This window comes from Micropruina sp., assembly GCF_047602385.1.
Lineage (GTDB): Bacteria > Actinomycetota > Actinomycetes > Propionibacteriales > Propionibacteriaceae > Micropruina.
This window is the reverse complement of record NZ_JASGHL010000002.1, coordinates 843,927-865,394: the sequence shown is the minus strand read 5'-3', so window position 1 is coordinate 865,394 and position 21,468 is coordinate 843,927. Positions and strand designations below refer to the sequence as shown.

Annotated in this window: 12 protein-coding genes; 10 read left to right on the top strand and 2 right to left on the bottom strand. The window is 70.6% G+C overall.

Annotated elements, in window-relative coordinates; translation table 11 throughout:
- Position 1 precedes the first annotated feature (1 nt).
- Both QM711_RS08955 and QM711_RS08950 read right to left on the bottom strand, forming a co-directional pair.
- The gene (locus QM711_RS08955) at positions 2-349 is read right to left on the bottom strand and encodes a hypothetical protein (protein ID WP_415098417.1); all 348 of its coding nucleotides are present in this window, start codon (positions 347-349) and stop codon (positions 2-4) included.
- Between the two features lie 191 nt (positions 350-540).
- Positions 541-4,701: a molybdopterin-dependent oxidoreductase gene (locus QM711_RS08950; RefSeq protein ID WP_415098415.1), complete on the bottom strand. Its 4,161-nt coding sequence runs from the start codon at positions 4,699-4,701 to the stop codon at positions 541-543.
- A gap of 237 nt (positions 4,702-4,938) precedes the next feature.
- On the opposite strand from QM711_RS08950, the gene QM711_RS08945 reads away from it, so the two are divergent.
- The 10 genes from QM711_RS08945 (at position 4,939) to QM711_RS08900 (ending at position 21,412) form a co-directional block, all read left to right on the top strand.
- Positions 4,939-6,123, top strand: a complete 1,185-nt coding sequence (locus QM711_RS08945; protein WP_415098413.1) for an ATP-binding protein — start codon at positions 4,939-4,941, stop codon at positions 6,121-6,123.
- A 45-nt stretch (positions 6,124-6,168) separates the two neighbouring features.
- Positions 6,169-7,458, top strand: a complete 1,290-nt coding sequence (locus QM711_RS08940) for a DUF222 domain-containing protein (RefSeq protein ID WP_415098411.1) — start codon at positions 6,169-6,171, stop codon at positions 7,456-7,458.
- A 56-nt stretch (positions 7,459-7,514) separates the two neighbouring features.
- Positions 7,515-9,314 (top strand): DUF2207 domain-containing protein, encoded by a 1,800-nt coding sequence (locus tag QM711_RS08935; RefSeq protein ID WP_415098409.1) that lies wholly within the window; start codon positions 7,515-7,517, stop codon positions 9,312-9,314.
- 18 nt (positions 9,315-9,332) lie between these two features.
- On the top strand, positions 9,333-10,121 hold the full coding sequence (locus tag QM711_RS08930) for a DNA polymerase beta superfamily protein (protein ID WP_415098407.1): 789 nt from the start codon (positions 9,333-9,335) through the stop codon (positions 10,119-10,121).
- An 83-nt stretch (positions 10,122-10,204) separates the two neighbouring features.
- Positions 10,205-10,999 carry a class I SAM-dependent methyltransferase gene (locus QM711_RS08925; RefSeq protein ID WP_415098405.1) on the top strand — a complete coding sequence of 265 codons (795 nt, stop codon included), beginning with the start codon at positions 10,205-10,207 and terminating at the stop codon, positions 10,997-10,999.
- Positions 11,000-11,073: 74 nt separating this feature from the next.
- Positions 11,074-14,691, top strand: a complete 3,618-nt coding sequence (locus QM711_RS08920; protein ID WP_415098403.1) for a DUF4132 domain-containing protein — start codon at positions 11,074-11,076, stop codon at positions 14,689-14,691.
- A 13-nt stretch (positions 14,692-14,704) separates the two neighbouring features.
- Positions 14,705-15,832 carry an ATP-binding protein gene (locus QM711_RS08915; protein WP_415098401.1) on the top strand — a complete coding sequence of 376 codons (1,128 nt, stop codon included), beginning with the start codon at positions 14,705-14,707 and terminating at the stop codon, positions 15,830-15,832.
- Complete coding sequence (locus QM711_RS08910; RefSeq protein ID WP_415098399.1) at positions 15,823-18,258, top strand: DUF5682 family protein; 2,436 nt, start codon at positions 15,823-15,825, stop codon at positions 18,256-18,258. Before QM711_RS08915 ends, QM711_RS08910 begins: the two co-directional genes overlap by 10 nt.
- On the top strand, positions 18,255-19,373 hold the full coding sequence (locus QM711_RS08905; protein ID WP_415098397.1) for a VWA domain-containing protein: 1,119 nt from the start codon (positions 18,255-18,257) through the stop codon (positions 19,371-19,373). Before QM711_RS08910 ends, QM711_RS08905 begins: the two co-directional genes overlap by 4 nt.
- Positions 19,370-21,412 (top strand): hypothetical protein, encoded by a 2,043-nt coding sequence (locus QM711_RS08900; RefSeq protein WP_415098395.1) that lies wholly within the window; start codon positions 19,370-19,372, stop codon positions 21,410-21,412. The genes QM711_RS08905 and QM711_RS08900 overlap by 4 nt, the downstream gene beginning before the upstream one ends.
- Positions 21,413-21,468 lie beyond the last annotated feature (56 nt).

Below are 21,468 nucleotides of genomic sequence, written 5' to 3'. Positions count from 1 at the left end.
CTCAGTGCTCCACCAGGCCGAGATCGACCACCACGGTGCCGCTGACCCCTGCCGGCGCGGCGACCCTGAGCTCGATCACCGACCCGCCGTCGACGTCCTCGACCACCCGCAGCGGCACATGCACGTCCGACTTCGCACCGATCGGGAAGTAGCGCATCACGGTGCCGTCGCGGAGCAGGGCGACCACGATCAGTTCGTCGCTGCTGTTGCCGCCGCGGAAGTAGAGCGCCTGGCAGAGCCGCCCGTCGTTCACGCGGTGGCTCAGTGCCGGGCCGAGCGGGGCGAACTGCTCCAGTCCGGCGCCGTCGAAGGCGGCGATAGCCTGGAGGAAGATGTTCGTGCTGATCATCGGCGAGGTCCTGTCCGGGTCGGGGGGCCGGGCCGGCCGGTCCCCGACGCCCGAGCGGCGTCCGGCCTCGGCCGACCCGTCGTTGGGGTCTTGACGATGAGTAAACGGGGGCAATGTTTCGGCAACCGCGACCGGCCGTTACGGTCGTTTCAAGGGCATCTCACATGCCTTTGCCGGTGCCGTGAGGGGTATCAGTAGACGTCGCGGAGGTAGCGCCGCTGCTTGCTCAGCGCCTTCAGGTAGGCGGCTGCGTCGTCGTCCGACATGCCGCCCTGGCTACTGACGATGTCGCGGAGAGCGAGGTCGACGTCCTTGGCCATCCGGCTGGCGTCGCCGCAGACGTAGAAATGCGCGCCGTCCTGCAGCCAGTCCCAGACCCGGGCGGCCTGCTCGCGCAGCCGGTCCTGCACGTACACCTTGTGCCGCTGGTCCCGGGAGAACGCGCAGGTCAGGTCGGTGAGCACACCCGAATCGCGCAACTCGGTCAGCTCATCGGCGTAGTAGAAGTCGGTGGCCGAGTTCCGCTCGCCGAAGAACAGCCAGTTCCGTCCGGTGTGGCCGAGCGCCCGGCGTTCCTGGAGGAAGCCGCGGAACGGCGCCACCCCGGTGCCGGGGCCGACCATGATCATCGGCCGGTCGGGCTCGGCCGGCGGACGGAAGTGCGTGGTGGGCTGGACGAAGACCGGCACGTCGGCGGACTCGCTGTGGTCGGCGAGGAAGGTCGAGCAGACCCCGTGCCGAGGCTGCCCCTGGTATTCGTAGCGGACGGCGGAGACGGTCAGGTGCACCTCGCCCGGATGCTCCAGCGGGCTGGACGAGATCGAGTACTGCCGGGGTTGCAGCCGCGGCAGCATCGTCAGCCAGTCCTCGACCGGGGCGGCGACCGGGTACTGGGCCAGCACATCGACGGCCTGCTTGCCCCACAACCAGCGCTGCAGATTGACCGTATTGCCTTGTCGCAGGAGGGTGCTGAGTTCGCGGTCGCCGGCCCGCTCGTTGACGAAGCGGAGCAGTCCCGGGGTGACGTTGACGATCTCCAGCTGTCTGGTGCAGGCGTCCCGCAGCGAGGTTGCCGCGCCGTCGAGTTCGACGGTGATCTCGCCGCTCAGCCCGGTGGCGGTCAGCCAGCGTTGCACCGCGTCCGCGCTGTTGACCGGCCGGACGCCCAATGCGTCGCCGGCCCGGTAGTCGAAGTCGCCGTCGATGGCGAAGCCGAACTGGCGGACGTCCTTGCTGCTGCCGTTGCCGCCGAGCCGGTTGTTGAGGGTGACCTGGGTGAGCAGCGGCGCCTGACGGGAGTACCGGTTCTCTCGATTGGCCGCGGGCGCTTGTCGTGGCTCGGCGCTGACGGTGCTGGTCGCCGGCGCGACGTAGGTGGTCTGCGGCTGGTCGGCCTCCGCGGGTTCGGTAAGCCGGTCGAGGACGCGGGCGAACCAGGCTTCGGCGGGTTCCTCGTCGCCGGGTTCGCAGTCGGCTCGTTCGGTGATCCGCTCGGCCCCCAACTCGGCCATCCGGGCGTCGAGGCGCCGGCCGTGACCGCAGAACTGGTCGTAGCTGGAGTCGCCGAAGGCGAGCACCGCGAACCGCACTCCACTCAGCCGTCCGGCGTCGTCGGCGACGGCGTCCCAGAACGATTCGCCGTTGTCGGGCGGCCCACCGTCGCCGAAGGTGCTGCTGATCAGCAGCACGGTCGTGGCCGAGGGCAGCTGGGCGGGGTCGAAGTCGTCCATGCCGGTCAACTCGACGGCGAACCCGGCCGCACGCAGCCGCCCGGCGTAGTCGCCGGCATGCTCCTCGGCGTTACCGGTCTGGGACGCCCACAGCACCAGCACGGTGGCACCGTTGACCTGCTCGACCGAAGGCGCCGCGGAGGCCCCAGGCCGCGCGTAGCGGCCGGCGATCACGCCGTCCAGCCAGGCCCGGGTGGCCGGGTCGAACGGAGCGGACGCCGGCAGCCGGACCGGCTCGGCGTCCGGGCGTGTGTCGAGCGCCCAGAGCAGGCCCTGCAGGTAGTGGCTCTGCTCGGCACTGAGGGTGGGTGGGGCGATGCGGCTCAGGCCGAGCCCGGCGATCACGGACTCGGCCTGGCCGGCGGAGACCGCGGGGACGGTTCCTACGGACACCGGCATCAGTTCGGGCTCGGACGCCGGTGCCGCCGTCGCGACCTTGGTCAGGGTGACCGCCGCCACCTTGAACTCCGGCTGGAACGAGATCGGGTCGACCGCATCGTTGGTGACGGCGTTTACCGCGAGGTTCGCGCCGAAGACGTCGTTCCAGTGGAAGGGCGCGAACAGGTTGCCCGGCTGGACCCGGTCGGCGACCACCGCCGGCAGCACCGCCCGGCCGCGGCGCGACGCGATCTCGACCGAGTCGCCGTCGCGGACGTCCAGCCGGGTCGCGTCGTCGGGGTGCACCTCGACGAACGGTCCGGGGTTGAGCTTGTTCAGCTTCGCCACCTTGCCGGTCTTGGTCAGGGTGTGCCACTGGTGCTGGAGCCGTCCGGTGTTGAGCACGAACGGGTAGTCGTCGTCGGCGAGTTCGGCCGGGTCGACGTGCGGACGGGCGAAGAACACCGCGCGCCCGCTCGGGGTGGCGAAGGCGAGCCGCGGGCGGACGCCGTCCGGGCGTTCGAGCAGGTGCTGGCTGACGCCGTCGTTGAGGTAGCGGACCGGGTTGCGTCCGTCGTCGTGCTCCGCGTCAGGGGTGAGGGGTGGCGCGGGCCATTGCACCGGCGTCCGGGCGAGCCGGGCGTAGCTGACGCCGCGCAGGTCGTAGCCGGTCCTCGGGTTCCAGAACAGCTTGAGTTCTTCGAACACCTCCTCGGACGAGGCGTAGGCGAACGCGTCGGCGTACCCCATCGCGCCGGCCACCTCGGCGATGATCTGCCAGTCCGGCATCGCCTCGCCGATCGGGTCGGCGGCCTGTTGCAGCAGGGTCAGATTGCGTTCGGAGTTGACCACCACGTAGGTCGACTCGGCCCACAATGCGGCGGGCAGCAGCACGTCGGCGTAGGCGTTGGTCTCGGTCTCGGCGAACACGTCCTGGCTGATCACCAGTTCGCAGGCCTGGAGCCCGGCGATCACGTTGGCCCGGTTGGGCACCGATGCGGCGGGGTTCGTGCAGATCACCCAGGACGCCTTGATGGCGCCGGTCTGCATCCGGCGGAACAGGTCGACGGTACCGGCGCCGGCCTCGGTCCGTAGGGTTCCTGGCGGGAGGCCCCAGACCTGCTCGGCGTAGGCGCGGTCGCCGGCGTCCAGAGTGCTGCGCTGGCCGGGCAGCCCCGGACCCATGTAGCCCATCTCGCGGCCGCCCATCGCGTTGGGCTGCCCGGTCAACGAGAACGGTCCGCTGCCCGGACGGCAGATGGCGCCGGTGGCCAGGTGCAGGTTGACCAGGGCGTTGGTGTTCCAGGTGCCGTGGGTGCTCTGGTTGAGGCCCATCGTCCAGCAGGACATCCAGTTGCCGGCCTCGCCGATCAGCCGGGCCGCGCGGTGCAGGTCGGCCTCGTCGATGCCGGTGAGTTCGGCGACCACGGACGGCGGATAGTCGGCCAGGAAGCTGGGCATGTCCGCCCAGCCCTGCGTGTACTCGGTGATGAACGCCTCGTCGATGTGCCCGTTGGCGACCAGCAGGTGCAGCAGGCCGTTGAGCAGGGCCAGGTCGGTGCCCGGCTTGACCTGCAGGAACACCTCGGCGTTCGCGGCGGTCGCGTTGCGGCGCGGGTCGACGACGATCAGCTTCGCCCCGGCTTTGATCCGGTCCATCATCCGCAGGTAGAGGATCGGGTGGCAGTCGGCCATGTTCGAGCCGATGACGAGGAAGACGTCGGCGTGGTCGAAGTCGGCGTACGACCCGGGCGGCCCGTCCGCGCCCAGCGAGAGCTTGTAGCCGGAGCCGGCACTGGCCATGCAGAGCCGCGAGTTCGACTCGATCTGGTTGGTGCCGATGAAGCCCTTGGCAAGCTTGTTCGCCAGGTACTGGGCCTCCAGTGACATCTGGCCGGACACATACAGTGCGACGGCGTCCGGGCCGTCGGTGTCGACGATTGCGCGCAGCCGGCGGCCGAGGTCGGCGATGGTGTCCCGGGTCGGCCGCGGTTCGAGGACGCCGCCGCGGGCCGTGCGCACCATCGCCCGCTCCAGCCGGCCCGGCGCCGCCAGCATCTCCGCGCTGGTGGCGCCCTTGGTGCACAATCGGCCGCGGTTGGCCGGGTGCTGCTTGTCGCCGGACACCTTGGCGACCCGGCGGCGTCCGGTGGCCGGGTCAGTCTCGATCTGCAGCACCATGCCACAGCCCACTCCGCAGTAGGAGCAGGCCGATCGCACGGAGGTGGGTTCGGCGGGGCTCACCCAGTCATGGTGCGCAGGGCGGGTTTCGCCCCCGCTTCGTGGTCGTGCCGTGCAGGTAAACACAACCTCACCACCGCAGACTCCGCAGGTGCGCATCCACAGCGGCGTCCACAGCTGTGGAGAACTACAGCGGTGTGATTCCGGGTGCGGCCGATCGGACGGGTGGCCAGAGATTGTCGGTGCGGGCCACTAGCATGCAATTCTCAAAGGATCTAAAAGATCTAAAGGTGGCAAAGTATGGCAACGAAGAACCCGTTCCGGCCCACGGCGGGAGCGAACCCTCCGCGCCTCGTCGGGCGCGCGGCGCTCATCGACGAGTTCGCCGAGTCCATCGAGAACGGTCCGGGTTCGCCCGGTCGCCTGACCATCTTCAGCGGCCCGCGAGGGGTCGGCAAGACGGTCATGCTCAACGCGGTCGCCGAGCAGGTCCAGGCCGATCACCAGTGGCTGGTGATCAACGAGACCGCGACGCCCGGGTTCCTCGGCCGGCTCAGCCGATCGGCGGGTCGCCTGCTCGATCCGGAGCCGGCCCACCGACATGTCACCAATGTGAGCCTGCCCGTCGTCGGCGGCGGATTGGGCTTCTCGAGCCCTGCCGAGGAACCGGTGACCGCCGACTTCCGCCAGGTCATCAGCCTGCTGCTGGAGCAATGCGCGACGCACGAGACCGGCGTTCTGATCACGCTGGATGAGGTCCATTCCACTGGCCGGCAGGAGCTTGCCCAGTTCGCGGCCGCCGTCCAGCACCTGATCCGCGAGGAGCGGGAGGTCGCAGTCGCGCTGGCCGGGCTGCCGGCGGCGGTGAACGAGCTTCTCAACGACAAGCTGACCACCTTTCTCCGTCGTGCCGACCGGCACGATCTCGGTGACGTTCCGCTCGATGAAGCTGCCACCTCGCTCGAAGCCACGATCAGCGACAACGGGCGAACGATTGAGTCGGCGGCACTTGCCCTGATCGCGCAGGCGACTGGCGGCTACCCCTACATGATTCAACTCGTCGGCTACCACGTCTGGCGCAAGGCGAGCGGCAGCACGATCACCACGGCGGCGGCGATCTCGGGCATCGAGCAGGCGCGGATGCGGCTGGGGTCACTCGTCCACGCGCCCGCGTTGCGGGATTTGTCCGAGGTCGACCGAACCTTCCTGGTGGCAATGTCCCACGACGACGGCCCTTCCCGGACGGCGGATGTCGCACGCCGGATGGGCAGGGACACCCGGTACGCGAGCGTCTACCGAGCCAGACTGATCGCCGCGGGCATCATCGCCCCGGCCTCGTACGGCAGCGTTGACTTCGCACTGCCCTACCTGCGGGAGTACCTCCGCCAGCACGCGGCGCAACTCGCCAGCCCTCAACCGGTGGTCCCGACCGAGGCCCAGCGAACCGGGACGCCTCGCGTCAGCGATGAAGGAGAGCAACCTTGAGAGATGGCTCTTGTATTCAAACAAATGTTCTATTATCATGAGTGGATGGAAGGCTTCAGTGGACGTGCTACCACCGCCCTGACCGGCATGGTCACCGCGGTCGCCGGCCTGGCCTGTGCTGATCAGGTGGAACTGATCAACCACATCGCCGAACTGGAACGCCTCAAGAACGCTGCGGCGGCGGCCCAGGCACGACTCACCGTCGAACTGCGGCAGGTGCGGGAAGCCGAAGCCTGTGCCGCAGGGCGCAACGTGAAACGAGTGCCCGCCTCGCTGGCAGGCGAGATCGGCCTCGCCCGGCACGAATCGCCCCACCGGGCCAGCAGCCTCGTCGGCCTCGCCGGGGTGCTGACGGCGGAGATGCCGCACACCATGGCAGCCTTCAATGCCGGTGATGTCTCCGAATGGCGAGTCACCGTGCTCGCCCGCGAAACCGCCTGCCTGTCCCGCGCGCACCGCCTCCGGGTGGACGCCGAACTCGGGCCCAAGCTGGGCGACCTGTCCACCCGGCAGGTCGCGGCCGAGGCCAGGAAACTCGCCTACCAACTCGACCCGCACAGTGTGGTCGCCCGCATCGGCAAGGCCGAAGCCGACCGCAACGTCACCATCCGGCCTGCACCCGACTGCATGACCCGCGTCTCCGCTCTGCTTCCGGTCGCGGACGGCGTCGCCGCCTACGCCGCCCTTACCCAGGCCGCCGACACTGCCCGCGCCGCCGGCGACGAGCGCAGCAGGAACCAGATCATGGCCGACACCCTCGTCGCTCGCGTCACCGGTGAAGAGGAGGCCGGCGAGGTCGAGGTGGAGGTCCAGCTCGTCATCACCGACGAAGCCCTGTTCGGCGCCAGCGACACCCCAGCCCGGATGAGCGACTATGGGCCGATCCCGGCCTCCGTCGCGCGCCGGCTCGCGGCTGACGCCATCGGCAACGACCGCGCCTGGATCCGGCGCCTCTACGTCCGGCCCGGCGCCGGGGGGCTCGCCGGGATGGAGTCGGCTCGCCGCCACTTCCCGAAAGCGATGCAGACCTTCATCAAGGCCCGCGACGAGTACTGCCGCACCCCGTGGTGTGACGCGCCCATCCGGCACACCGACCACGCAACGCCGGTGCGGGAAGGCGGCGCAACCACCCTCGCCAACGGCCAAGGCCTGTGCGAACAGTGCAACCAGCTCAAGGAACACCCCGGCTGGCAGCACGTGGCTCATCCCGACGGCACCGTCATCGTCCGCACGCCCAGCGGCCATCGACACTCGAGTCGACCGCCCGACCTACCTCACGAACGACCACCCCTACTGTTCAGGATCGACTTCCGCTATCCCAAGGCCGCTGCCTGACAGCGGGATCACCGCGTCGATAGCTGGCGTGCACTTGACGTTGTTACCGTGGACGCATGCGTCGCGTCCTTCTGCTGCTGGTCGGTCTTGGGGTTTTCCTGATCGGGGTGCTTCCCGCGTCCACGGCCCGGGCCGACTCCGACGACGACCGGATCGACAAGTACACGGTGACCGCCGACGTGGCCAAGGATGGCACCGCCGCCGTGCGGATCGCGTTCGACTTCAACTTCGGCTCCGACTCCGGTCACGGTCCCTACCTGACGCTGCCACTGCGGCAGGCGATCAAAGACGACCCCGATCACTGGCGGATGCTCGAGGTGACCCTGGGACAGATCACCAGCCCGTCCGGGGCGAACGCCGACGTTCAGACTGAGACCAAGGACGGCAACCTGCTGGTCCGGATCGGCAACGAGAACAAGAGCTACCGCGGCACCCAGCAGTACGTGGTGAACTACACGATCCGCGGCCTGATCGCGCCGAACCAGGCTCAGTCCGGGCTGGACGAGGTGAACTGGAACGTGATCGGAGGTGGCTGGGAGGTGCCGTTCCGCAACATCAGCGTGACCATCGCCGGACCGGTGAACGTGACCCGGACGGCCTGCTTCGTCGACGGCAACACCGCCCGGCCCTGCGACGCGGCGCAGCAGTCGGGCAAGTCCGTCAGCTTCACCCAGTCGTCGCTGGCCAAGGAGACCTCCCTGCAAGTGGTTGCCGGTTTCCCGCCCGGAACCTTTGTCGGCGCCGAAGCCAAACTCGAGAAGCGGTTCTGGATCGGCAACATGTTCCCGCTGACCCCGGTCACCGGCGGGGTCACCGCGGCGCTCACGGTGATCGGCCTGATCCCGCTGCTGCGCCGCACCCGCCGAGGCGGCCGAGACGAGGTGTACCTCGGCCTCACCCCGGGGGTTACTCCCGCCAAGGACCAGCAGGTGGCGATCGGTCAGGGTGCCAGCAAAGCACCCGTCACGGTGGCCTTCACCCCGCCGCGGGGCGCGCGTCCCGGCGAGATCGGGGTGCTGACTGATTCCACCGCCGACAACGTCGACATCACCGCGACCATCATCGACCTCGCCGTCCGCGGTCACCTGCGGATCGATCAGCAGGGCAAGAAGGACTGGACCCTGTACCGCCTGAACGGACGTGACAAGCTGACCGGCTACGAGTCGTACCTGGTCAAGAAACTGTTCAGCAACGGCTCCACCGTCACCACCGACGACCTGAAGGAGAAGGGCTACGCAGGCACCCTGGAGGGCACCCGCGAGCGGCTCTACAAGCGGGTCACCGAAGAGTTGAAGTGGTTCCGGAGAAATCCGAGTGTGGTTCGCGGGGTGGCGATCCTGGGCGGGATCGGCTTGATCCTCGGCGGTATCGCAGTCGGCTTCGGGTTGGGCTTCGTCGGCTTCGGCCTGGTCGGTCTGGCCGGCGTGATCTGCGGCGTAGCCATGCTGGCGTTGAGCAACCGCTTCGGCGCCCGGACGGCGGACGGCTCGGCCGTGCTGGCCCAGGCCAAGGGCTTCGAGCTCTACCTGACCACCGCGGAGGCCGACCAGATCAAATTCGAGGAGGGCATCGACGTGTTCTCCCGTTACCTGCCTTACGCGATCGTCTTCGGAGTTGCGGATCGCTGGGCGAAGATCTTCCAGGATCTGGCCGCCCGCGGCGTCTATACCCCCGACAACTCCTGGTACGTCGGCTACGCCTACGGCAACGTGCTGAGCAGCGGTTTCGTATCGTCGATGGACCAGTTGACCTCGACTATGTCGTCGTCGATGCAGAGCGCCACCACGGCGTCCAGCGGGGGTTCCGGCTTCAGCGGTGGTGGCGGCTTCGGCGGCGGGGGTGGCGGCGGCTGGTGACGCCGCTACGGTGACCGGATGAGCACCGCACCGAACGTCGAATACGGCGATCCCGAGGTCGCCCTGCCCAACGAGATCCTTCGCTCGGTGGTGGGCAGCGGGGTGCACGGCATCGCCATCGCCGGCACCGACGACCACGACGAGATGGGCGTCTACATCGAGCCGCCGGAACTCGTCCTCGGCGTCCAGCGACATCGCGACGACTACATCTGGCGGACCCAGCCCGAAGGTGCCCGCAGCGGACCGGGCGACACCGACCTGGTGCTCTACTCGCTGGCCAAATACCTGCGGCTGGCGATCAAGGGCAACCCGACGGTGATGCTGCCGCTGTTCGCTCCCGCCGAGTCGCTGGTCAAAGTGACGCCGTTGGGTGAGGAACTGCGCGCACTGCGGGGGAGCTTCCTCTCCCAGCAGGCGGTCGAGCGGTTCCTGGGCTACATGCACTCCCAGCATGAGCGGATGCTCGGCCAGTCCAAGCGGAACGTGCCGAACCGTCCCGAACTGATCGAACGCTACGGCTGGGACGTGAAGTACGGCAGCCACGCGCTGCGCCTGGCTCATCAGGGCTTCGAGATCGCCAGCACCGGCACGCTCACCCTGCCGATGCCGGACGCCGAACGCGAGCGGGTGCTGGCCGTGAAGCGTGGCGAGGTGCCGCGCGACCAGGTGTCGGCCGAGATCGGACGCCTGGAGGCGTCGGTGCGCGACCTGCTGGATTCCGGTCGCTGTCCGCTCCCGGTGGATGCCGACGTGGACGCGATCTCCGCCTGGGCGGTGAGCGCGCAGCGGCGTCATTGGGGCTGGTGATCCTGCTCAGGGTGGGAATTGTGCCCACGTGCGAAGCCGCCCCACGGTCGTAGCCTGCTGCCGGGACTACCGCAGGAGGAGCCATGGAACCGGTGCCAGGGGCACGCACGTTCGCCGTATCCGGAGACGCCTATGACGCGTTCATGGGCCGCTATTCACGACCGTTGGCGGCCGAGTTCGCGACCTTCGCCGGGGTCGCGACCGGCATGCGGGTGTTGGACGTCGGGTGCGGGCCGGGTGCGCTGACCGGAGAGCTGGTCCGGCGTCTCGGGACGGTGAACGTGGCCGCCTGTGATCCGTCAGAGCCGTTCGTGGCGGCCTGCGCCGACAGGCATCCCGGCGTGGAGGTGCGCCGTGGTGCCGCCGAGCAGCTCCCGTTCGAGGACGACGCGTTCGATCTGGCCGCCGCGCAGCTTGTGCTGCATTTCGTCTCCGACCCGCCGCGCGCAGGCGCCGAGTGCAGCCGGGTGGTCCGGCCCGGCGGTGCGGTCGCCGCCTGCGTCTGGGACTTCGACCAGGGGATGGAGTTGCTGCGCGCCTTCTGGGACGCCGCACTCAGCCTCGATCCGGAGGCGCCCGACGAGGCCCGCGTGCTGCGCTTCGGACGTCCCGGCGAGATCGCCCAGTGGCTGGCCGATGCCGGGTTGACGCAGATCGAGGAGACGACGCTCACGGTGGCGTCGGAGTACCGCGACTTCGACGAGCTGTGGACGTCGCTGCTGGCCGGCATCGGTCCGGCCGGCAGCTACTGCGTGGGCCTGCCCGAATCCACTCGGCACGACCTGCGCTCGGCGCTCTACGAACGGCTCGACTCGCCCAGTGGCGCCTTCCGGCTGGAGGCGCTCGCCCGGGCGGCCCGCGGCGTCCGGGAGGCTTGAGCGGGTCGCCGCCCTCCGGTTTGTCGCCGGGGCCTGACAGGATGCGTCACAGCAGTTCTGTGAGGGAGCGATCCGTGTTCGAGCGTCTGAAATCCGTCCTGACCGGCCACCCGGCCGGCCCGGCCCCGCAGCTGAGGAACGCGTTGACGCCGTTCCGGGCCGTCTCCGAGGCGCTGTTCGAGCGGGCCGTCGGCTACGTGCACGACGGCAGCGGGCCCGAGATCCTGCTCGAGCTGGACGCCGCGCACCAGGCCGATCTCGACCAGCTGATGGGACGCCCGGGCGTCCTGGTCTCCTGGCGGCCGGCGCTCCCCGAGGCGCTGAAGCAGCGGCTGCTGCAGGCCGGCGTGCCCGGCGAGCCGCGGGTCAGTGTGCCGCGGGCCCGCGCCGAGCTGTACGGCACTCGCGCCGTCACGCAGCCGGAGTTCCTCCGCTTCGGCTACCTGCTGGCGGCGCTCGGCACCGGGCCCAACCGCAGGGTGGACGGCGTCCCGGCGTGGCTGACGACCCTGCTCAACGACCTGGCGTCGGTGATCGACAAGTCGGCCCTGCCGCAGCTGCAGTGGCCGCCGGAACGGTTCGCGGACCTGCTGCGGCACGACGGCTGCCCTGAGACCGAGATCCCGGCCACCGTCGTGCTCGCGATGTGCCAGCAGGAGAAGGTGTGGGGCGGCAATGTGGTGCGACCGCACGAACTGCCCGGGATCGACAACTACCTGCTGGGCTTCGGGCAGCTGATTCCGCCGGCGCGCGTCGGCCGGCTCTCCGCGGACTCCCGGACGGCTCTCGTCCAACGGGTCAGCGATGATCCGCGACTGGCCGGCGTGCTGGCGCCGATCGTGGCCCAGCTGGCCGCCGACCCCGCGAAGGGCGTCCGAACGGCGGCGGTCGGCGTCCTGCCGATGCTGCCCGAACAGCTGCGGGCGGCGGTACTCGCCCCCGTGCTGGTGACCGTGCCCGCAGCGGCGTCCGGCGAACTGATCGAATACCTGTCCCGCACCGAGGCCGGCGGTGCCTTGCTCGACGAGGCGGTCGCGTCCGGCGCCAAGCTGGGTACGGCGGTGCGGAAGGCGAACGCCCGCCGCGACGCCTTGGCGTCGGCGGCGACGCAGGTGCAGCAGCTGGTGCTGCCCGATTTCACGCCGCTCCCGGACGAACTGGACGAGGCTCGCGCGTTGGTGGAGCTCCGCCAGTCACTGGATGCTCAGATCGCTCGTCTGGTCGGCGTCGAGCATGCCTGGAGCGTCAGGCGGCTCAAGGATCTGAGGCAGATCTCCGACGCCGATCTACGCCGGATCGTCGAGGCGGCCAGAGGGCGTCGAGAACCGCCCGAAGTGCTCGGACGGCTCCACCTTGGGACGATCGCGCAGGCCGTCCGGTCCTTCGATCTGGTGCACCTGCTGAGGTTGCGGCGTCCTGACAAAAAGGCCCGGATGGTCTGGTCGGTGCAGCCGCGGGTCGACCAGGTCACCGACCTTCGGCAGGTGGAAGATGCTGTTCGCCGCACCTGGAACACCCGCGAGGCTCTGGACGAGGTGGCACAGATCGCCCGGCCGTCCAACTATTGGGTGACGATCGATGCCGATGTTGTCTGGCCCTGGGCCGCTCAGCATCTTGACGTGCTGCAGGCCTGGCTGGCCGGGTCCGCCCAGGACGCCGGTGATGCGTTGGCGATCCTGGACGCTTTTCCCTCGCTGCCGGCGACCCTGCTGCCCAGCATTGCCGCGGCGGCGGTCGGCGAATCCCGCCGGAACCGGCCAGCGGCCCAGGCGGTGCTGGCCAAGCACGGGCTGGCCCGGGAGCTGGCCGAGCAGGGGCTCACCGACGGGCGGGGTGAGATCCGGGCCGCGTCGGCGTCCTGGCTGGCCAAGGCCACCGACCCGGCGGCGGTGCCGGCGGTGCGGGCGGCGCTGGCCAAAGAGAAGCGTGAGGTGCCGCGGGCGGCGATGCTGAACGCGCTGCGCGATCTGGGCGACGACATCTCCACCGACCTCGCGCCGGACAGGCTGCTTGCCGAGGCGAAGAAGGGGCTGCGGGCGAAGCTGCCGGCCACCCTGGACTGGTTCGGCTTCGACCAGCTGCCTGCCCTGCGCTGGGCTGACGGCTCCGAGGTCGATCCAGCCATTCCCACCTGGTGGGCGGTGCTGGCCAACAAGGTGAAGGATCCGGACGGCTCGGGTCTGCTCGATCTCTACCTGGAGCGGTTGGCGCCCGGTTCCGCCGAGGCGCTGGGCCGGTTCGTGCTGGACAGCTGGATCGCCCAGGACACCCGGCACCCCGTTGAGGAAGAGAGCCGAGCCTTTGCCGAGACCGACGGCCGGCGGCGCTACGACTGGGCCCAGAGCAACCTGAAACGGGTGCTGGGCAACCCCAACCAGGCGCAGTATGTCGAGCGGCTGCAGCAGGCTGCCGCCGTGCCGCTGGAGCAGCACGTCCGTGACGCCTACGCGATGCACCAGGGCACCTACCTCGGCTCGGCGTCCGCCAATCGGGGCCTGCTGGCGCTGACCACGCGAGTGCCGGGCATCGAACTGGCTGACGCCGTCCGGGCGTACATCCGCAACCACGGTGCCCGTCGGGCCCAGGTCGATTCGCTGATGTACACCCTGTACGCCAACGGGCAGCCTGCCGCGGTGCAGCTACTGCTGTCGATCTCGCGACGGTTCAAGCAGGCCAGCGTCCAGGCGACGGCGTCCACGCTGGTCGAGAACCTTGCCGACAGGCGTGGCTGGACAGCCGACGAGCTTGCCGACCGGACGATTCCGGCGGCCGGCTTCGATACCGACGCTCTGCTGCGCCTCGACTTCGGTTCGCGAACGTTCATCGGCCGCGCCACCCCGTCCGGAACCATCGAGCTGAGCAACCCGGACGGCCGGCCGATCAAGTCGCTGCCCGCCGCCCGGGCCGCCGACGACGCCGAGTTGGTCAAGGCGGCCAAGAAGCAGCTGACCGCGTCCCGCAAGGAGCTCAAGGCGGTGCTGACCCAGCAGACCGCTCGGCTCTACGAGGCGATGTGCGTCGGCCGCACCTGGACCGCCGGCGACTGGCGCGAGTTCCTGTTCGAGCATCCGCTGGTCGGCCAACTGGTCAGCCGGCTGGTCTGGCTGGAGAACCCCGGCCCCGGCCAGCGGGCGTTCCGGCCGACAGAGGACGGCAGCCTGATCGACGCCGACGACGACACCGTCGAGCTCGCGCCGGACGCCCACGTCGGGCTAGCCCATCGGGCATCGGTGAGCGACGATGTGGCCGCGGCCTGGCAGATGCACCTGGCCGACTACGAGGTGGCGCCGCTGTTCGCCCAGTTCGACAACGCAGTTCCCGACCTCGACCGCGCCGCCACCGACAGCTACGACCTACAGGGTCACCTGACCGACACCTTCAGCTTCCGCGGGGTGGCCACCAAACGCGGCTACCAGCGGGCCGCTGCCGAGGACGGCGCCTGGTTCTCCGAATACACCAAGCAATTCCAGGCCGCGGGCCTGACCGCTGTGCTGGAGTTCACCGGCAGCTACCTGCCGGAGGAGAATTTCGCCTGCGCCACGATGGGACTGAGCTTCCGTGACGCGCGCCGCCGGTCGGTGCGGCTGGCCGACGTGCCCGACGTCCTGCTGGCCGAGTGTTACGCCGACTACGCGGCCCTGGCCGCGCTGGGACCGTTCGACCCGGACTGGGGTAAGAAGACAGGGACATGAAGAGAGCGGGGACATGACCGAACCGACCGCCGCAGACCCGACCACCAGTCGGCCGGACGCCGAACTGCGGCCGCCTGCCGAGACCCGCTACGCCGCCGAACTGGACGCGCTGGCACGCGCCGACGCGGCCTCCGGTGCACCGATCCCGCCCGGCTGGCGGCTCAGCGCCCGAGCCGTCCGGGCGTTCGTGCTGGGCGAGCCGTCGCTGGGCGTGACCCGGAAGTTCTACGGCGACGACCCGCTGGTCGACCGGGCGATCGTGTCGCTGCTCGGACGCCAGGGGCTGATGCTGGTCGGCGAGCCGGGCACCGCCAAGTCGATGCTGTCCGAGCTGTTGGCCGCCGCCATCTCGGGAACCTCGAACCTGACCATCCAGGGCTCGGCCGGCACCACCGAGGACCACGTCCGGTACTCCTGGAACTACGCGCTGCTGATCGCCGAGGGCCCGACCCAGCGGGCTTTGGTGCCGTCGCCGGTCTATCAAGCCATGGCGCGCGGCGCGATCGCCCGCTTCGAAGAGATCACCCGCTGTCCGGCCGAGATCCAGGACACCCTGGTGTCGATCCTGAGCGAGAAGCAGATCATGATCCCCGAGTTCGGCGACGAGGCCCGGCTGGCCGCTCGTCCGGGGTTCAACGTGATCGCCACCGCCAACCTGCGCGACCGTGGCGTCCACGAGATGTCGTCGGCGCTGAAGCGGCGGTTCAACTTCGAAACCGTCCGCCCGATCAGCGACCGCGCGTTCGAGGCCGAACTGATCGGACGCGCCCTGGACGCCGAGCTCGGCCCGCGGCGTCCGGTGCTGACGCCGCCGGTGATGGAGGTGCTGGTCACCGCGTTCGCCGACCTGCGCACCGGCCGCACCGACGCCGGTGCTCCGGTGAAACGCCCGGACGCCGTGATGTCGACCGCCGAGGCGGTGAGCGTGGCGATCGCGGCGTCGATGGCCGCCACCTATCTCGGCGACGGCACCGTGCGCTCCGGCGACATCGCCCGGCAGATCGTCGGGGTCGCGCAGAAGGGCGAAGAAGAGGACGCCCGGCTGGTCCGGCACTACGTCGACAACGTGGTCCGGCAGCGAGCCCGCGGCAACCCGCACTGGCGCGAGTTCTTCGACGCCGCCGAGGGGCTGTGGGGCTGAAGGTGCCGCTGGTCGAGCTTGTCGAGACCCCGGCGCTGCCCGAGCGATTGCAATCAGCCCTGGCCGCGCACGCTCGCTGGCGCGACGCCGGCGTCCACCTGGTCGGCGTCCGGCACCACTCGCCCGGTTGTGCGGCCGCGCTCGCCGCTCTGTTTGAGGAAGTGCGTCCGGCGGTGGTGCTGATCGAAGGGCCGCGTGAGTACGGGGCGCTGCTGCCCGCGCTGGCCGATCAACGCACCAAGCCGCCGGTCGCGATCCTGTCGGTCGGCGAGCGGACCAGCGGCTTCTACCCGCTGGCCGACTTCTCTCCGGAATGGGTCGCGTTGCGGTGGGGCAGCGTCAACGGCGCCACGGTGGAGTTCATCGACGCCAGCTACGCCGACATCGCCGACCCGGACGGCGTCGAGGTGCGCACCCTGCAGGCCGAACACCATCTGGCCCGCAGCGCACTGATTGCCGCGGTCGGCGACCGGCTGGGCTGCCGCGATCACGATGAAACCTGGGAGCACCTGTTCGAGGTGCGTTCCCCCGAGGCGCTGGCCGACTGGCGCCGCTTCTTCGCCGACACCCTGGCCTGGGGCGCGATGGCCCGGCTGGATGCCGGCCGCGAATTGCTGGACCGTGACGGCACCCACCGCCGCGAAGCCGTGATGGCCGCGATCCTGGACCGCTACCGAGAGGCACCGGGTGGCGTGGTGGTGGTCACCGGCGCCTTCCACACCCTCGCCCTGCTCGACGTGCTGGACAGCACCCCAGAGGCTGCCTGGGTGCGCGCCAAGGCCGGCGCATCGCTCGACCCGACGCGGGAGGCCTGGCTGATCCGCTACGACTTCGACCGGCTGGACGGACTGCGCGGCTACGGCGCCGGGATGCCGGCACCCGGGTTCTGGCAGCGGGCCTGGCAGGCCCGCAGCGAGGGCATCGACCCGCGCCGGTTCGCCACCGAGGTGGTGCTCGAGGTGGCCGGACGGCTGCGTGCGGCGGGCGAACCGGCCGGCTCGGCGACGGCCATGGACGCCGTCGGCCAGGCACTGAGGCTGGCCGAGCTGCGTGGCCGCGACTGGCCGGGGCGCACCGACCTCACCGACGCGCTGCTGAGTTGCTTCGTCAAGGACGACTACGGCCTCACCGGAGCGATCGGCGAGGCGCTGCGTGGGGTCTTCGGCGGGCCGGTGATGGGCGAGATCCCGGACGGCCTGGCCGCCCCACCCCTGGTCGCCGAGGCCCGGCGGGCGGCGTCCCGGTTGCGCTTCGTGATCGGTGACGCCACTGCGCGCCGGGTCAGCCTCGACACCCAGCGCAAACCGTCACACGTGAAACGGCGCGAATTCCTGGCCCGGATGCGGTTCGTCGGGTCCGGATTCTCCCGGCAGTTGGGCGGCGCCGACCTGGTCCAGGGCAGCGGTGCAGGTTTGCTGTTCGAGGACTGGGAATACGCCTGGACGCCGCTGGTCGAGGCGTCCCTGATCGCAGCCTCGGCCCGCGGAGCGACCATCGCCGAACTGGTCCGGGCCGGGGTCGCGAAGCGGCTCGACGACGAACAACTCGGTGCCGGACGGGTGGCTCGGCTGATCGCCGAACTGCTGGTGATGGGCGAACCGGACGTGCTGCGCCCCGCGCTGGCGGCCCTGCGCCGCTGCTATGACGACGAGGCACACCTGGGCTCGGTGGTCGACAGCCTGCACGCCCTGGCCGGGTTGCTGGCCGAGCAGAGCCGGCTGCCGCTGGGCGAGCACGTGGAGGCGGTCACCGAGCTGATCGGCACCGGCCTGGCCTCGGCGACGCACCTGATCGCCCCGCTGTCCGGACTGCGTCCCGAGGATCAGCCGGCTGCCTGCGACGACCTGGTCGGGTTGCGTTCGCTGCTGCTCCGGTTGGTCGAGCTTGTCGAGACCCTCTCGGTTTCGACAAGCTCAACCAGCGGGCATGCGCTTCGCCGCGAACTCCGCTTGCTGCGTCGCGACCCGCGCACCCCGGCCCGGCTGCACGGCTGCCTGCTCGGGATCGCCTTCTGCGACGCCGACCTGGACGTCGACGAGCTGGCCGGGGCGTCCGCGGCGCACCTGGCGGCGGGTGCCGACCCGGATCGGGTCGCGGACTTCCTGCTCGGCCTGCTGCAGGCGGCGCCCGACCTGTTACTGCACACCCCCGAGCTGGTCGAGGCGTTGAACGCCGCGCTCGGCGCCATGGAGCCCGAGGCGTTCCTGGCCGTGCTGCCCGACCTGCGCCGCGCCTTCACCTGGCTGAAGCCGACCGAGACCCACGCGCTGGCGGCGATGCTGGCCCGGTTGACCGGAGCGGCGGCGACCGAGTTCGACACCGTGCAGGTGGCCGATCCGCTGCTCGCCGAGCGGGCGGCCTCCCTGGAACGCGAACTGGTCGCCTCATTGCGCCGCGACGGGCTGGCCGAGTGGGTGGCCTCGTGACCGCCGAGCAGACCCGGCGCTGGCGGTTGGTGCTGGGTCGTTACGCCGAGCCGAACCTGCCCCGGACAAGCGGTGACGCCGAACTCGACCAGGCGCTCGGCTACCTCTACGACCGCGAGTACACCGCTCGCGGACACCGGCACGCCAAGGGCGGCGGCGGCTCGCTCGACCCGTCCGCGGTGAAGGCGATCAACTGGCTGGGCAAGTCTCGCGGGCTGTTCCCGGCGTCCACCCTGGAACGGCTGCAGGCCGACGCAGTCACCCGCTACGGCTTGGACGACCTGCTCGCCGACCCGACCACCGTCGAGTCGCTGCAACCGAACAAGCAACTGGCATCCGCGCTGCTGCGGATCAAAGGCAGGCTGAGCCCGGCGGCCGCCGACGGACTCCGTGCCCTGATCGCCCGGGTGGTCGCCGAGATCGTCGCCCGGCTCAAACCCCGCTTCACCACGGCATTGACCGGCACCCGCGATCGCTCCCGGCGCACTCCGCACGCCTCGCTGGCCAATTTCGACTGGCGCCGGACGATCGCCGCCAACCTGGCCAACGTCGACCCGGCCACCGGCCGGATGATGATCGACGACATCCGGTTCGCCGTCCGGAAACGACGCAGCAACCTGCACTGGGACGTGATCGTGCTGGTCGACCAGTCCGGCTCGATGGCCGACTCGCTGCTGCACGCCGCGGTGTCGGCGTCCATCCTGGCCGGGCTGCCCGGGGTGAGCGTTCGGCTGATCCTGTTCGACACCGCACTGGTCGATCTGTCCCATCTGGCCCACGACCCGGTCGAGGTGCTGCTCACCGCCCAGCTCGGCGGCGGCACCAACATCGCCCAGGCGATGCGGCACGCCGAGACCCTGGTCACCCAGCCGTCCCGCACCGTCGTCGCGCTGATCAGCGATTTCGAGGAGGGCGGGTCGGTCTCGGCGCTGCTGGCCGGCGTCCGCCGGTTGGCTGCGGGCGGCGTCCGGCTGCTCGGGCTGGCGGCGCTGTCCGATGAGGGCGAGCCCTGGTACGACGCCACCACGGCCGGACGCCTGGTCGCGGCCGGGATGCCGGTGGCGGCGATGACCCCGGACCGGTTCGCCGAATGGCTGGCCGAGGTGATGGCATGACGAACCACCCCGACTGGCTCGCCGGCTATCGACTGGACGACGACGCGCTGACGGTGCTGGCCAACCGTGGCCTGGTCCGGCGCGCGGCCAAGGAAGCGGCCCGGATCGAACTCGTCGCCGCGGCGGATGCTGCCGTCGAATTGCGCTACATCGGGACGCCGCCGGCGCAGGTTCGGCTGTTGCCCGGTGGGCCGCGGAGGGCGACCTGCGACTGCCCGGTTGCCGGGGTCTGCGTGCACATCGTCGCGGCCTGCGTCTGGGCTCGTGAGGCTTCGCCGGTCGAGCTTGTCGAGACCCCTGGTGCGTCGCCGGTCGAGACCCAGCCACCGTCGGTCGAGCTTGTCGAGACCCCTCGCGAGGGCGGTTTCGAGAAGCTCAACCAGCCAGAGATCGAGGCCCTGCTGCTCGCCCTCGACCCCCTCGCGGTCAACCGAGCGGCTGGGATCGCCGCCGTCCGCAAGGTTGCGGCCGGAGTCGAGCCGACTCCCACCACGGTCGAGGCCCGACCCGGCTCGCTGCGGATCTCCTGGCCCGGCTCACCCGAGATCGTCGCCGTGCCGGACGGCGGCTTCGGCGCAATGCTGGTGGGCGGCAATCACAGCGACACGGCGGAGCGGGTCTGGCGGCTCGAGGCGCTGGTCCGGCTGTTCGCCGTCCACCACCGGGAATGGCCCTGGCCCGACCAGGTCGAGGCGCCCGAGGTCGTCCAGCCGGGACAACGGGAGGCGATGACCCAGGCCGGCGAGGCGATCGAATCGCTGCTGCGGGTCGGTCTGCCCAGGGTCGGCGCCGACGGCGTCGCCCGGCTCACCGCCGCCGCGCAGCGAGCCCGGCTGGAGGCGTTGCCGCTGCTGGCCACGCTGCTCTCCCAAGCCCGCGGACGCGCCTCAGCCATCGCCGCCCGCGACGACGACACCTCCGAGCGGCAGTTGCTGGACGCCCTGGCCCGGGGCTGGGGACTGGCCACGGCACTGCGGTCGGCCGGCCCGCCGCTGCCGTCCCAGCTGATCGGTGCCCGAGGCACCGGCGAGGACGCCGAAGTGGGCACGCTGCTGCCGTTGGTCCTGCGCTGGTGGACGGCGCCATCCGGAGCCCGCGGGCTGACCGCGATCTTCTGGGACCTGACCCACCAGCGGGTGGAAAGCGTGACCACGGGCCGGGCGGCCGGCGCCGATCCGTCCTTCAACCGGTCGTGGGAGGCGCCGCTGCTGTGGGGGTTGGCGGCGCACACGCTGGCCGACGGCTATCTCACGTTGGCCGGCGCCGAGCGCCGCGAGGACGGCACCCTCAGCCCGACCAACCGCACCCGCGCAACCCCGGGTGAGCGCTTCGCCCACACCGCCGTCGACCTCGACCAACTGGCCGACGCGGTCCGCGGCTCGGCACGCAACGCCGCCGCGACCGGTTTCCTGCCGCCGCCCGCGAGGCTGCGTCTGCTGCTGCCGCGCCGGCTGCGTGGCGTCGCCGATCTCGAACTGGACGAGGTGAACCAGGAACTCATCTGGCCCCTCACCGACCGTGCTGGGGTCCGGCACCTGGGCCGCCTGGACGCCACCGGCGCGGAGCAGGCCACCATCGCGGCGCTGCTCCGCGACGGCACCCGGATCGCCGCCGTCGTCCTGGACGGCCGGGACCGGCCACTCTCGGTGTTCGTCGTCGACCACGCGGGCACCCGACTGGTCTCGCCGTCACTGACGCCGGCGGCGGCGGACCCGCGTCCTCGTCGATCGTTCCGGCGGCAAACGGATCAGCGGCCGCGGGCATACTCCGGCACCTCGGCGCCCGAGCCAGGACCGGTGGGTCAGCTCTGCGAAGCGGTGCTGGACGTCTGCGCGGAGCTTGCCTCGACCGGACGCCCCGCGCTCAGCCCGCGACAACGCGACACCCTGCGAACCAGGTCCGAGCAGGCCGCCGGCGTCGGCCTGAACTCGCTGGCCGCCGCTGCCGACCAACTGCTGACCGGCCCGGTGGCCGGGCCTGCGGTGTTGCGCGTTGCCTTCATCGCCGGACGGCTACGGGCGTTGGCCGGCGACGAGTAGAGCGAGCTTTGTTGACAGATCAACAACCCCGGCCTACAGTAGGAGTGGTTTAGTTT

Bases quoted from the DNA above. Each gene is read 5' to 3' on its own strand.
- QM711_RS08935 (WP_415098409.1), top strand. From the start codon at position 7,515: ATGCGTCGCGTCCTTCTGCTGCTGGTCGGTCTTGGGGTTTTCCTGATC.
- QM711_RS08925 (WP_415098405.1), top strand. From the start codon at position 10,205: ATGGAACCGGTGCCAGGGGCACGCACGTTCGCCGTATCCGGAGACGCC.
- QM711_RS08945 (WP_415098413.1), top strand. From the start codon at position 4,939: ATGGCAACGAAGAACCCGTTCCGGCCCACGGCGGGAGCGAACCCTCCG.
- QM711_RS08955 (WP_415098417.1), bottom strand. From the start codon at position 349: ATGATCAGCACGAACATCTTCCTCCAGGCTATCGCCGCCTTCGACGGC.
- QM711_RS08930 (WP_415098407.1), top strand. From the start codon at position 9,333: ATGAGCACCGCACCGAACGTCGAATACGGCGATCCCGAGGTCGCCCTG.
- QM711_RS08900 (WP_415098395.1), top strand. From the start codon at position 19,370: ATGACGAACCACCCCGACTGGCTCGCCGGCTATCGACTGGACGACGAC.
- QM711_RS08940 (WP_415098411.1), top strand. From the start codon at position 6,169: ATGGAAGGCTTCAGTGGACGTGCTACCACCGCCCTGACCGGCATGGTC.
- QM711_RS08915 (WP_415098401.1), top strand. From the start codon at position 14,705: ATGACCGAACCGACCGCCGCAGACCCGACCACCAGTCGGCCGGACGCC.